The organism is Belnapia sp., assembly GCF_059504005.1.
The window spans coordinates 93,323-105,431 of record NZ_JCACHU010000083.1 but is presented as its reverse complement, the minus strand read 5'-3'; the positions used below and the strand labels follow the sequence as shown (position 1 = coordinate 105,431).

11 protein-coding genes, 2 tRNA genes and 1 pseudogene are annotated in these 12,109 nt (G+C 68.3%); 12 read left to right on the top strand and 2 right to left on the bottom strand.

Annotated elements, in window-relative coordinates; translation table 11 throughout:
* The first annotated feature begins 11 nt into the window (after nt 1-11).
* Nucleotides 12-389 carry a fluoride efflux transporter CrcB gene (gene crcB, locus AC5JJ1_RS12590; RefSeq protein WP_495785451.1) on the top strand — a complete coding sequence of 126 codons (378 nt, stop codon included), beginning with the start codon at nt 12-14 and terminating at the stop codon, nt 387-389.
* Nucleotide 390: 1 nt separating this feature from the next.
* On the opposite strand, the gene AC5JJ1_RS12585 is transcribed toward crcB, so the two are convergent.
* Nucleotides 391-466 (bottom strand) — tRNA-Gly (locus tag AC5JJ1_RS12585).
* A gap of 215 nt (nt 467-681) precedes the next feature.
* Here AC5JJ1_RS12585 and tuf point away from each other — a divergent pair.
* The 5 genes and pseudogenes from tuf (at nt 682) to AC5JJ1_RS12560 (ending at nt 4,004) form a co-directional block, all read left to right on the top strand.
* Entirely contained in the window at nt 682-1,869 is a 1,188-nt protein-coding gene (tuf, locus tag AC5JJ1_RS12580; RefSeq protein ID WP_495785442.1) for an elongation factor Tu, read from the top strand.
* A 140-nt stretch (nt 1,870-2,009) separates the two neighbouring features.
* Nucleotides 2,010-2,085, top strand: a tRNA-Trp gene (locus AC5JJ1_RS12575).
* A 116-nt stretch (nt 2,086-2,201) separates the two neighbouring features.
* Entirely contained in the window at nt 2,202-2,396 is a 195-nt protein-coding gene (secE, locus tag AC5JJ1_RS12570) for a preprotein translocase subunit SecE (RefSeq protein WP_043339530.1), read from the top strand.
* Between the two features lie 14 nt (nt 2,397-2,410).
* Entirely contained in the window at nt 2,411-2,944 is a 534-nt protein-coding gene (nusG, locus tag AC5JJ1_RS12565) for a transcription termination/antitermination protein NusG (protein ID WP_495785450.1), read from the top strand.
* Nucleotides 2,945-3,036: 92 nt separating this feature from the next.
* Nucleotides 3,037-4,004 (top strand): annotated as a pseudogene (locus AC5JJ1_RS12560) (Bug family tripartite tricarboxylate transporter substrate binding protein).
* Between the two features lie 39 nt (nt 4,005-4,043).
* Here AC5JJ1_RS12560 and AC5JJ1_RS12555 read toward each other — a convergent pair.
* Complete coding sequence (locus tag AC5JJ1_RS12555) at nt 4,044-4,670, bottom strand: YidB family protein (protein ID WP_495785449.1); 627 nt, start codon at nt 4,668-4,670, stop codon at nt 4,044-4,046.
* 135 nt (nt 4,671-4,805) lie between these two features.
* Here AC5JJ1_RS12555 and AC5JJ1_RS12550 point away from each other — a divergent pair, with 135 nt between their 5' ends.
* The 6 genes from AC5JJ1_RS12550 (at nt 4,806) to rpoB (ending at nt 12,033) form a co-directional block, all read left to right on the top strand.
* Nucleotides 4,806-5,069 (top strand): GlsB/YeaQ/YmgE family stress response membrane protein, encoded by a 264-nt coding sequence (locus AC5JJ1_RS12550; protein WP_495785448.1) that lies wholly within the window; start codon nt 4,806-4,808, stop codon nt 5,067-5,069.
* Nucleotides 5,070-5,229: 160 nt separating this feature from the next.
* Complete coding sequence (gene rplK / locus AC5JJ1_RS12545; protein WP_495785447.1) at nt 5,230-5,664, top strand: 50S ribosomal protein L11; 435 nt, start codon at nt 5,230-5,232, stop codon at nt 5,662-5,664.
* A 4-nt stretch (nt 5,665-5,668) separates the two neighbouring features.
* Nucleotides 5,669-6,370 carry a 50S ribosomal protein L1 gene (gene rplA / locus AC5JJ1_RS12540; RefSeq protein ID WP_495785446.1) on the top strand — a complete coding sequence of 234 codons (702 nt, stop codon included), beginning with the start codon at nt 5,669-5,671 and terminating at the stop codon, nt 6,368-6,370.
* 286 nt (nt 6,371-6,656) lie between these two features.
* On the top strand, nt 6,657-7,187 hold the full coding sequence (gene rplJ / locus AC5JJ1_RS12535) for a 50S ribosomal protein L10 (protein WP_495785445.1): 531 nt from the start codon (nt 6,657-6,659) through the stop codon (nt 7,185-7,187).
* A gap of 77 nt (nt 7,188-7,264) precedes the next feature.
* Complete coding sequence (rplL, locus tag AC5JJ1_RS12530; protein ID WP_043337540.1) at nt 7,265-7,648, top strand: 50S ribosomal protein L7/L12; 384 nt, start codon at nt 7,265-7,267, stop codon at nt 7,646-7,648.
* A gap of 206 nt (nt 7,649-7,854) precedes the next feature.
* Complete coding sequence (rpoB, locus tag AC5JJ1_RS12525; RefSeq protein ID WP_495785444.1) at nt 7,855-12,033, top strand: DNA-directed RNA polymerase subunit beta; 4,179 nt, start codon at nt 7,855-7,857, stop codon at nt 12,031-12,033.
* Nucleotides 12,034-12,109: the final 76 nt, after the last annotated feature.

Here is a 12,109-nt window from a genome sequence, read left to right as displayed (position 1 = left end):
GGAGGAGCCTGATGACCTATGCCTGGGTGGTCCTCGGCAGCGCGCTCGGCGGCCTGGCCCGCTACTGGCTCGTCTTGGCGACCTTCCCGCTCTTCGGCCCGGTCTTCCCCTGGGCGACGGTGCTGATCAACATCCTCGGCTCCTTCGTCATCGGCCTGTTCGGGGCGCTGACGATGGAGGGGCGCTGGGCAGTGCCGGCGGAGGTCCGGGCCTTTGTCATGGTCGGGCTTTGCGGCGGCTTCACCACCTTCTCCTCCTTCAGCCTGCAGACGCTGGAGCTGATCCAGAAGGGGCGGGTGGAGCTGGCGCTGGCCAATATTGGGGTGTCGGTGCTGCTCTGCCTCGGCGCGGTGGCGCTGGGGTACTGGCTCGGGCGGCCGAGCCCCTAGCTGGAGCGGACGACGAGGTTCGAACTCGCGACATTCAGATTGGAAATCTGACGCTCTACCAGCTGAGCTACGTCCGCATACGGAACGAGGCCGCTACGCCGCCCGGCGTTGACCCCGCTCACGCTTCCTGATAGGGCCAGCCGCGCCGGCCGGCAAGGGTGCTGGCTGGTATTGCCGAGAATTATGCCTATATCCCGCGCAGTTTTGCGGGGGTGATCAGGCGGCGGCCCCCTGTCCGCCGGACGGGCCTCGGGCAAGCGACACGACCAGTACGGGATAGCGGAGCCGGGCAATGGCGAAGGCGAAGTTTGAGCGGAACAAGCCGCACTGCAACATTGGCACGATCGGGCATGTGGATCATGGCAAGACGTCGCTGACGGCGGCGATCACCAAGGTTCTGGCGGAGACGGGCGGCGCGACGTTCACGGCGTATGACCAGATTGACAAGGCGCCGGAGGAGCGGGCTCGTGGCATCACGATCTCGACTGCGCATGTCGAGTACGAGACGGCCAACCGGCACTACGCGCATGTGGACTGCCCGGGTCACGCCGACTACGTGAAGAACATGATCACCGGCGCGGCGCAGATGGACGGCGCGATCCTGGTGGTTTCGGCGGCCGACGGCCCGATGCCGCAGACGCGCGAGCACATCCTGCTGGCGCGCCAGGTGGGCGTGCCTGCGCTGGTGGTGTTCCTGAACAAGATGGACCTGGCGGATCCCGACCTGGTCGAGCTGGTGGAGATGGAGGTGCGCGAGTTGCTCTCCTCCTACCAGTTCCCGGGCGACGACATCCCGATCATCAAGGGCTCGGCGGTGGCCGCGCTCGAGGACAAGACGCCCGAGATCGGCAAGCAGGCGGTGCTCGAGCTGATGGCGGCGGTGGACAGCTACATCCCGCAGCCGGAGCGGCCGAAGGACATGCCGTTCCTGATGCCGATCGAGGACGTGTTCTCGATCTCCGGCCGCGGCACGGTGGTGACGGGGCGGGTCGAGCGCGGCATCGTCAAGGTCGGCGAGGAGGTCGAGATCGTCGGCCTGAAGGCCACCGTGAAGACGACGGTGACCGGCGTCGAGATGTTCCGCAAGCTGCTCGACAGCGGCGAGGCGGGCGACAACATCGGCGCGCTGCTGCGCGGCACCAAGCGCGAGGACGTGGAGCGCGGCCAGGTTCTGGCCAAGCCCGGCTCGATCACGCCGCATACCGGCTTCAAGGCCGAGGCCTACATCCTGACCAAGGAGGAGGGCGGGCGCCACACGCCGTTCTTCACCAACTACCGGCCGCAGTTCTACTTCCGGACCACGGACGTGACCGGGATCGTGAAGCTGCCGGAAGGCGTCGAGATGGTGATGCCGGGCGACAACGTGACGATGGATGTCGAGCTGATCGCGCCCATCGCCATGGACCAGGGCCTGCGCTTCGCCATCCGCGAGGGTGGCCGCACCGTCGGCGCCGGCGTCGTTGCGAGCATCGTGAAGTAGGCTGGCCTACGGGGTCGGGCTATCGGACGGGCCGCCTCAGGGCGGCCCGCTTGCGTTCGGGGGGGCTGCCTCTCCCCCTCGACAGCCCGCCACTGCTGACTTATAGGCATCGCCTCGCGCCGCGGCTCCGCCCGGCGTGAAGGGGCGTAGCTCAATTGGTAGAGCGCCGGTCTCCAAAACCGGAGGTTGGGGGTTCGAGACCCTCCGCCCCTGCCACCTGCCCCGGGCTCCCCCGGGTCTTACTGCCTTGTCCAGGGTGGCATCCCTCCCCATGCTGCGGGGGTGGGCGGCCGCCCGCGAAGCGTTAACCGCAGCACAGAAGGTTCCCTGACTTGGCCAAGCTGGATCCCGCGCAGTATGTCCGGGACGTGCGGACGGAGGTGGCGAAGGTCACCTGGCCGAGCCGCAAGGAAACCCTGATCACGACCGGCCTCGTGCTGGCGATGTCGGCGCTGGCGGCCATCTTCTTCTTGGTCGCCGACCAGCTGATCGCCCTGGCGATGCGCGGCCTCTTCGGAATCGGGTGAGGGAGCAGCAGGCGATGGCCAAGCGCTGGTACGTGGTGCACGTCTATTCGGGCTTCGAGAAGAAGATCGCCCAGCAGATCAAGGAGCAGGCCGCCCAGAAGGGCCTCGGCGACCAGTTCGACGAGATTCTGGTCCCCGCCGAGGAGGTGACTGAGGTCCGTCGCGGCCAGAAGGTGAATTCCGAGCGGAAATTCTTCCCGGGCTATGTGCTCGTGAAGATGGAGATGTCGGACGACGCCTGGCACCTGGTGAAGGACACGCCGAAGGTCACCGGTTTCCTCGGCAACAAGAACAAGCCGAGCCCGATCACCGAGGCCGAGGCCCAGCGCATCGTCAACCAGGTGAAGGAAGGCGTCGAGAAGCCGCGCAAGCCCGCCGTGATCTTCGAGGTGGGCGAGCAGGTCCGCGTCGCCGACGGTCCCTTTACCAGCTTCATGGGCACGGTGGAGGAGGTGGACGAGGAGCGCGGCCGGGTGAAGGTCTCGGTCAGCATCTTCGGCCGTTCCACCCCGGTCGAGCTGGAATACACCCAGGTCGAGAAGACCTGACGCCGCCGTATACGCAGCCGCGCGCATCGCGCCAGCCTTGCCGCCGCACGGGCCAGAGAGCCCGGCGGGAAACGGCGGAAAGGCGGGCGCGCATGGCGATCACCCGAAGGGTCCTGCTGGCCGGAGGCGCGCTGGCGCTGCCGGCGCCCTGGGCGAGGGCAGGGGAGGAATACCCGGCCCGGACCATCACCTGGGTCGTCCCCGGCGGGCCAGGCAGCGTGCTCGATGTCGCCGCCCGCTTGATCGCCCTCAAGCTCGGCACCGCCCTCGGCCAGAGCGTCGTCATCGACAATCGCATGGGCGCCGGCGGCACCGTCGCCGCGGAATATGCCGCCCGTGCGGCGCCTGACGGCTACACCCTCTTCTTCGGCAATTTCGCCACCTTCGCCATCGCGCCGCTGCTGATCCCGGGCCTGCGCTTCGAGGCGCGGCGGGACTTCGTCCCGGTCCATGGCATCGGCGCCTCGGCCAATATCGTCATCTCCGGCCTGCGGCAGCCCTTCGCCAGCATCCCGGCGCTGATCGAGCATGCGAGCGCAACCCGGGCGGGGTGACCTACGGCGCCAGCATCGGCTCCGGCCAGCATGCCGCCGGCGCGCTCTTCGCTCAGGCGGCGGGGGTGGAGCTGACGCTCATCCCCTATTCCAACTTCGCCCAGGCGCTGAACGACACCGTCGCCGGCCGGCTCGACCTGATGTTCGACTACCCGCTGAGCGCCCTGCCGCATGTGCGGGACGGCAAGCTCCGGGCGCTGGCCGTCAATGCCGGCGAGCGCCTTGCCATCGCCCCGGAGGTGCCGACTCTGGCGGAGGCCGGGCTCTCGGGCGCCGAGCTGCTGGGATGGTCGGGCCTCTACCTCCCGGCGCGGACGCCGCCCGCCATCCTCGCCCGCCTCGCCGCGGCGACGCATCGCGCGTTGCGCGACCGCGAGGTGAAGGCGCTCTTCGACAACACCGGGACGATCCTCTGGGACGGCGTCGATGGGCCGGCGCTGGGGCGGGCGCTCGAGAAGGAGATCCCCCGGATGCAGCGGCTCATCGGGCCGGCCGCCGCGCGGTGACGCCGAGGAGGCGCTGCCTCCCCGGCTTCTTCGGCAGACTCAGCGCTGGGGGTTATGCCCGCCGCCGAAGATGCTGTTCAGCAGGCCGCCCACGCTGCCGCCCTCCACCTCGCCCTCATGCTGGGGGAGGCGGCCATGCGGAGTCATGCGGTCCACCATCTCGGGCAGGACGCGGCTGACCTCGTTCATCAGCGTGCCCCGGTCGGTGCCGGCGTGCTGCGCCGCCGCGTCGATATCCTGCGGGTCGAAGACGCGCGACAGCTCGTCGGGCGAGAGGTGCTGGTTCGGCCCGGGCTGCACCCAGCTGTCGACATGCTGCTCGAACCCCTGGGTGCGCAGCCCGCCGAGCAACCCGCCGAGGCCGCTGAGCAGGCCGCCTGCCGCTCCGCCGCCGAGCAGCCCGCCCAGCAGGCCACCGAGCCCACCGCCGCCCGTCTGACCGCCGCCCAGCATGCCACCGAGCCCGCCACCTGCCTGACCGCCGCCGAGCAGGCCACCGAGCCCGCCGCCAAGCCCGCCGCCTTGGGGCATGGACGACGGCGCCGCCTGGCTCCCCGAATGTTTCATCAACTGCTGGATGAGCAGCGCGACCGCCGCTGCCTTCATCCCCCCCGAAAGCCCACCCGCCAGGCCACCGCCCGAACGTCCGAACAGGTTCTCGCTCATGGACCACATCTCCCTTTGGCTGCTGCCGGCGAGAACGCGGCCAACCCCCAACACGTTGTTCAAAATTGTATACGTAAAACGGAACCAAGGTCCCGGCTCCGGCTTATTGCCGCGCACCAACAAGGATTCCCGGCCATGGGCATCATCTGGACAATTATCATCGGTTTCCTCGCCGGCCTCGTCGCCAAATTCCTGCATCCGGGCCGGGATCCGTCCGGCTTCATCATCACCACCTTGCTCGGCATCGTCGGCGCCGTGGTCGCAACATATCTCGGCCAGGCTGTCGGCTGGTACCGGGCCGGGGAGGGGGCCGGCTTCATCGGCGCCGTGGTCGGCGCCATCATCGTTCTCTTCATCTACAACATGGTGACCCGGCGCTCCGCCGCGAACCGCATCTAACGCCAAGGGGAGGGGGCCAGCCAGTTAGGGCTTGACTCCCTCCACCGACCCGCCCATACGCCCCCGCTCTACTCAGATCGGGACGCGGGAGGCGTCCGGCCGCCCTATCAGGGCGGCCGGCGCCGTGAGCACCGCGGCTCCCTGACCGCAGGGACGTATCATGGCGAAGAAGATCGCAGGCTACATCAAGTTGCAGATACCGGCCGGCAAGGCGAACCCCTCGCCGCCGGTGGGCCCGGCGCTCGGTCAGCGCGGCCTCAATATCATGCAGTTCGTGAAGGAGTTCAACGCGGCGACCCAGGGCCTCGAGCCGGGCACGCCGACGCCGGTGGTCATCACCGCCTTCTCTGACCGTACCTTCTCCTTTATCACCAAGACCCCGCCGAACACCCATTTCCTGCTGCGCGCCGCGGCGGTGACCAAGGGCAGCCAGACGCCGGGCAAGGGCGGCTCCGTCGGCCGGGTGACCAAGACCCAGCTGCGCGAGATCGCCGCGACCAAGATGAAGGACATGAACGCCAACGACGTGGAAGCGGCGGTGCGCATGCTGGCGGGCTCGGCCCGCTCCATGGGCCTCACCGTGGTGGAGGGCTGATCCGATGGCCAAGCAGGGCAAGCGCCTCAAGGCGATCTATGGCTCCTTCGACCGCGACGCCATCGTGCCGCTGCAGCAGGCGATCGGCCTGGTGAAGGCGAATGCCAAGGCGAAGTTCGATGAGACCATCGAGATCTCGATGAACCTCGGCATCGACCCGCGCCACGCCGACCAGATGGTCCGCGGCGTGGTCGGCCTGCCGAACGGCACTGGCAAGACCGTCCGCGTCGGCGTCTTCGCCCGCGGCCCGAAGGCCGATGAGGCGCTGGCCGCCGGGGCCGACGTGGTAGGCGCCGACGACCTCGCCGCCGCCGTGCAGGAAGGCCGGATCGAGTTCGACCGCTGCATCGCCACCCCGGACATGATGGCCCTTGTCGGCCGGCTCGGTAAGATCCTCGGTCCGCGCGGCCTGATGCCGAACCCCCGCCTCGGCACCGTCACCATGGATGTCCGCGGCGCCGTCACGGCGGCCAAGGCCGGCCAGGTGGAGTTCCGGGCCGAGAAGGCGGGCATCGTCCATGCCGGCATTGGCAAGGCGAGCTTCGACGAGGAGAAGCTCCTCGAGAATGCCCGCGCCTTCGTCGAAGCCATCCAGCGCGCCCGGCCGGCCGGCGCCAAGGGCACCTACGTGAAGAAGGTGTCCCTGGCCTCGACCATGGGCCCCGGCGTGAAGGTCGACATCGCCACCTTGAGCGCGACGGCCTGACATCCCAATTCGCCCGTCCACTGGGACGGGCGCGCAGGGGCGGCCTCGCGGCCGTCCCGAACCTGTCCGAGACCGCGGGTGCCCCCTCGGGGGCCTAAAGGGGCAATCCCCCGCCAGCGATAGACGGGGTGCGGAGCGTTTCGACGCCGGGACGACCCGGCGACGCTGATGGCTTGGCAATCCCGCTCAGACAGTCGAGTCGGGGCTCGTGGCATTCCGCCATGGGCCCCCGCGTGAACCGGCCGGAGCCCCTCCACCAGGCGCCGGCCACCGACGGAGACGGGATATGGACCGCACGGAAAAGCGCGAGTTCATCGCCCAGCTGTCCGCGGTGTTCGCAGATACCTCCTTCGTGCTCGTCGCCCAGAACAAGGGTCTGACGGTCGCGGATGTGAGCGAGCTGCGGCGCCGCATGCGGGCGGCTGGCGCGACGTACAAGGTCGCGAAGAACCGGCTGGCCATGCTCGCCCTCGACGGCACCCGCTTCCAGACCGTCTCGCCGCTGCTGAAGGGCCCGACCGCGCTTGCGTGGTCGACGGACCCGGTGGCGGTGGCGAAGACGGCCGTGGATTTCGCCAAGGGTAACGACAAGTTCGTCATCCTGGGCGGGGCACTCGGGACCCAGGCCTTGAACCCCGATGGGATCAAGGCCCTGTCCGAGCTGCCTTCGCTCGAGACGCTGCGGGCGCAGCTGCTGGGTCTGATCCAGACCCCTGCAACGCGTATTGCCGGGGTGCTTCAGGCCCCCGGCTCGCAGCTGGCGCGGGTGTTCAGCGCCTTCGCGAAGAAGGACGAGGGTGAGGCGGAAGCCGCCTGACCATTGGGATAGCCCCTGCCGCCGGTGGGGGTGTTGCAAACGGCAAGCCAAGCCATTAGATCAAAGGGTACATAGACATGGCCGATCTCGCAAAGCTGGTCGATGAGCTCTCCAGCCTGACCGTCCTGGAAGCCGCCGAGCTCTCCAAGATGCTGGAGGAGAAGTGGGGCGTCTCCGCCGCGGCTCCGGTTGCGGTGGCGGCGGCGCCTGCCGCTGGCGGTGGCGCTGCGGCGGCTCCGGCTGAAGAGCAGACGGAGTTCACCGTCACCCTCACCGCGGCCGGCGACAAGAAGATCAACATCATCAAGGAGATCCGCACCATCACCGGTCTCGGCCTGAAGGAGGCCAAGGATCTGGTCGAGGGCGCGCCGAAGGTGGTGAAGGAGGCTGCGTCGAAGGACGAGGCCGCCAAGATCAAGAAGGTGCTGGAAGAGAACGGGGCGACCGTCGAGGTCAAGTAAGGTCCCCCTTGCAGCAGACCTGATCCCGGCTGCCCTTGCTCGCAACGAGGGCGCCGGGGGAAGGACCAGAGCTTCGGAAGTGCGGGCGGGAACCTCTCGGGTTGCCGCCCGTGCTGCCGTTTTTCCCCGGTGGGGCAACGCGGCAGGCGGGTACGGGTAATGCACGCGGCGGGCGGCGGCCCGGGCGAAAGGGATACGGGACAGGCATGAACGCTATCACCAAGTCGTTCACCGGGCGCAAGCGCATCCGCAAGAGCTTCGGACGGCTGCCCGAGGTGGCGCCGATGCCGAACCTCATCGATGTGCAGCGCGCCTCCTACGAGGCCTTCCTGCAGATGGAGGTCAACCCTGACGCGCGCACCCATACCGGGTTGCAGGAAGTTTTCAAATCGGTTTTCCCAATCGACGACTTCGCCGGCCGCGGCCGGCTGGAATTCGTCCAGTACGAGCTTGAGGAGCCCAAGTACGACGTCGAGGAGTGCATCCAGCGCGGGCTGACCTTCGCCGCCCCGCTGAAGGTGCGCCTCCGCCTCATCGTCTGGGACGTGGATGAGGACACGGGTTCTCGTTCCGTCCGCGACATCAAGGAGCAGGATGTCTACATGGGCGACATGCCGCTCATGACGGACAACGGCACCTTCATCATCAACGGCACCGAGCGCGTCATCGTCTCCCAGATGCATCGCAGCCCGGGCGTCTTCTTCGACCACGACAAGGGCAAGACCCATAGCAGCGGCAAGTACCTCTTCGCCGCCCGCGTCATCCCCTATCGCGGCTCCTGGCTCGACTTCGAGTTCGACGCCAAGGACATCTGCTATGTCCGCATCGACCGGAAGCGGAAGCTGCCGGCCTCGACCCTGCTGCTTGCGCTGGATTCCGCCCGGACCGAGGCGCTGCGCGCCGAGAAGGGCAGCGCCCTTGAGCCGAACGAGATCCGCGGCATGGATGCCGAGGAGATCCTGGGCGAGTTCTACAAGCAGGTCGCCTTCACCCGCAGCGCCCAGGGCTGGTCGCGCCCCTTCGACCCGGAGGCCTTCCGCGGCATCAAGCTGCAGGAGCCGCTGATCGACGCCAAGACCGGCGCCGTGGTTGCGGAGAAGGACGCGAAGCTGACGCCGCGCGCCGCCCGCAAGATCGCCGAGGGCGGCACGACGGAGGTGCTGGTCGGCCGAGCCGACCTGCTCGGCCGCTTCGTCGCCGAGGACCTCGTCGACATGAACACCGGCGAGATCTGGGCCGAGGCGGGCGAGGAGCTGACCGAGCCGAAGCTGGCGGCGATCGAGGCGGCCGGCCTCGACCGGCTGCCGACGCTCGCCATCGACCAGTCGGTCGGCCCCTGGATGCGCAACACCCTCACGGTGGACAAGAACGCCAACCGTGACGAGGCGCTGATGGACATCTACCGGGTCATGCGCCCGGGCGAGCCGCCGACGCCGGAGACCGCCGAGACCCTGTTCCGCGGCCTGTTCTTCGACGGCGAGCGCTACGACCTGTCCTCGGTCGGGCGGGTGAAGATGAACATGCGCCTCGGCTTCTCCGCCGAGGAGGTGCCGGACACCACCCGGACGCTCCGCAAGCAGGACATCATCGCCACCATCCGCGTCCTGCTGGAGCTGAAGGACGGCCGCGGCCAGATCGACGACATCGACAATCTCGGCAACCGCCGGGTGCGCTCGGTCGGCGAGCTGATGGAGAACCAGTACCGCGTCGGCCTGCTGCGAATGGAGCGCGCGATCAAGGAGCGCATGGGGTCGGTCGATATCGACACCGTCATGCCGCACGACCTGATCAATGCGAAGCCGGCCGCGGCGGCGGTGCGGGAGTTCTTCGGCTCCTCGCAGCTCAGCCAGTTCATGGACCAGACCAACCCGCTCTCCGAGGTGACGCACAAGCGCCGCCTCTCGGCCCTCGGCCCGGGCGGCCTGACCCGTGAGCGCGCCGGCTTCGAGGTGCGCGACGTGCATCCGACGCATTACGGCCGCATCTGCCCGATCGAGACGCCGGAAGGCCCGAATATCGGCCTGATCAACTCGCTCGCCACCTTCGCCAAGGTGAACAAGTACGGCTTCATCGAGACGCCCTACCGCCTGGTGCGGGACGGCAAGATCGTCGGCGAGCCGCGCTACCTCTCCGCCATGGAGGAGGAGCGGCTGGTCGTCGCCCAGGCGGATGCCGAGGTCGATGCCGAGACCGGCGAGTTCAAGTCGGAGCTGGTGAGCGTGCGCCAGGGCGGCGACTTCCGGCTGGTGAAGCCGGAGGAGGTCACCGCCATCGACGTCTCGCCGAAGCAGCTCGTCTCGGTCGCGGCGGCGCTCATTCCGTTTCTCGAGAACGACGACGCCAACCGCGCGCTCATGGGCTCGAACATGCAGCGCCAGGCGGTGCCGCTGGTCCGCGCCGATGCGCCGCTGGTCGGCACCGGCATGGAGGCGGCGGTCGCCCGGGACTCGGGCGCGACCATCGTCGCCCGGCGCGACGGCGTGGTGGACAGCATCGACGGCGCCCGCATCGTGGTGCGCGCGACGGGCGATGACGGCACCACCCGCGGCGTCGACATCTACCGGCTGCGCAAGTTCCAGCGTTCCAACCAGTCCACCTGCATCAACCAGCGCCCGCTGGTGAAGGTGGGGGATGGCGTGCGTGCTGGCGAGATCATCGCCGACGGTCCGAGCACGGAGCTGGGCGAGCTGGCGCTGGGGCGTAACGTCCTCGTCGCCTTCATGCCTTGGAACGGCTATAACTTCGAGGACAGCATCCTCATCAGCGAGCGGATCGCCAAGGACGACGTCTTCACCTCGATCCACATCGAGGAATTCGAGGTCATGGCCCGCGACACCAAGCTGGGCCAGGAGGAGATCACCCGCGACATCCCGAATGTGGGTGAGGAGGCGCTGCGCAACCTCGACGAGGCCGGCATCGTCTATATCGGCGCCGAGGTGCAGCCGGGCGACATCCTGGTCGGCAAGGTGACGCCGAAGGGCGAGAGCCCGATGACGCCGGAGGAGAAGCTGCTCCGCGCCATCTTCGGCGAGAAGGCCTCCGACGTGCGCGACACCTCGCTCCGGCTGCCGCCGGGCGTGGCGGGCACCATCGTCGATGTCCGCGTGTTCAGCCGCCGCGGCGTCGACAAGGACGAGCGCGCCATGGCGATCGAGCGGGCCGAGATCGAGCGGCTCGCCAAGGACCGCGACGACGAGAAGGCCATCCAGGAGCGGTCCTTCCACAGCCGGCTGCGCGAGCGCCTGCTGAACAAGAAGGCCTCCGGCGGCTTCCGGGGCGTCAAGGCGGGCACGGTCATCACCGATGAGGTACTCGACCAGTTCGCGAAGGCCACCTGGCGCCAGATCGGCGTGCAGGACGATGCGGCCATGGCCGAGATTGAGGCGCTGAAGCGGGAGTTCGACGCTGCCGTCGAGCGGCTGCAGAAGCGGTTCGAAAGCAAGGTCGAGAAGCTGCAGCGCGGCGACGAGCTGCCGCCCGGCGTGATGAAGATGGTCAAGGTCTTCGTCGCGGTGAAGCGGAAGCTGCAGCCGGGCGACAAGATGGCCGGTCGGCACGGCAACAAGGGCGTCGTCTCGCGCGTCGTCCCGGTCGAGGACATGCCCTTCCTCGAGGACGGCACCACGGCCGACCTCGTACTGAATCCGCTCGGCGTGCCGTCGCGGATGAATGTCGGGCAGATCCTCGAGACCCATCTCGGCTGGGCCTGCGCCAATCTTGGGCGTCAGGTCGGCGATCTGGTCGAGGAGTATCGCCGCACCGGGGCGATGCGGGATGAGCTCATGGCCCATCTCCGCGCGACCTATGGCGACGAGGTCTTCGAGCGGGACATCGCCCCGATGAGCGACGACCAGCTCATCGAGCTCTGCGATAACCTGAAGAAGGGCATCCCCATTGCGACGCCCGTCTTCGACGGTGCGCGGATGGCGGATATCGAGGGCATGCTGGACCGCGCCGGGCTCGACAGCTCCGGCCAGGTCTGGCTGACCGATGGCCGCACGGGCGAGATCTTCGAGCGGAAGGTGACGGTCGGCATCATCTACATGCTGAAGCTGCACCACCTCGTCGACGACAAGATCCACGCCCGGTCCATCGGTCCCTACTCGCTCGTCACCCAGCAGCCGCTGGGCGGCAAGGCGCAGTTCGGCGGCCAGCGCTTCGGCGAGATGGAGGTCTGGGCGCTGGAGGCCTATGGCGCCGCCTATACGCTGCAGGAGATGCTGACGGTGAAGTCGGACGACGTCTCCGGCCGCACCAAGGTCTACGAGGCGATTGTCCGCGACCAGGACAATTTCGAGGCCGGCATCCCGGAGAGCTTTAACGTCCTGGTGAAGGAGCTGAAGTCGCTCGGCCTCAACGTCGACCTGGAGACTCGCGGCAGCTGAGGCTGCCGCCCATATCTTTCCTACACAGCCGCCCCGACGCGCGCGGGGCGGCGGGCTGGACCACAAGGAAGGCCGC

What these genes read in the sequence shown, in the direction of transcription:
- rplJ (WP_495785445.1), top strand. Translation starts at nt 6,657, where the DNA reads ATGGACCGCACGGAAAAGCGCGAGTTCATCGCCCAGCTGTCCGCGGTG.
- tuf (WP_495785442.1), top strand. Translation starts at nt 682, where the DNA reads ATGGCGAAGGCGAAGTTTGAGCGGAACAAGCCGCACTGCAACATTGGC.
- nusG (WP_495785450.1), top strand. Translation starts at nt 2,411, where the DNA reads ATGGCCAAGCGCTGGTACGTGGTGCACGTCTATTCGGGCTTCGAGAAG.
- rplA (WP_495785446.1), top strand. Translation starts at nt 5,669, where the DNA reads ATGGCCAAGCAGGGCAAGCGCCTCAAGGCGATCTATGGCTCCTTCGAC.
- AC5JJ1_RS12555 (WP_495785449.1), bottom strand. Translation starts at nt 4,670, where the DNA reads ATGAGCGAGAACCTGTTCGGACGTTCGGGCGGTGGCCTGGCGGGTGGG.
- crcB (WP_495785451.1), top strand. Translation starts at nt 12, where the DNA reads ATGACCTATGCCTGGGTGGTCCTCGGCAGCGCGCTCGGCGGCCTGGCC.
- rplK (WP_495785447.1), top strand. Translation starts at nt 5,230, where the DNA reads ATGGCGAAGAAGATCGCAGGCTACATCAAGTTGCAGATACCGGCCGGC.
- rplL (WP_043337540.1), top strand. Translation starts at nt 7,265, where the DNA reads ATGGCCGATCTCGCAAAGCTGGTCGATGAGCTCTCCAGCCTGACCGTC.
- AC5JJ1_RS12550 (WP_495785448.1), top strand. Translation starts at nt 4,806, where the DNA reads ATGGGCATCATCTGGACAATTATCATCGGTTTCCTCGCCGGCCTCGTC.
- rpoB (WP_495785444.1), top strand. Translation starts at nt 7,855, where the DNA reads ATGAACGCTATCACCAAGTCGTTCACCGGGCGCAAGCGCATCCGCAAG.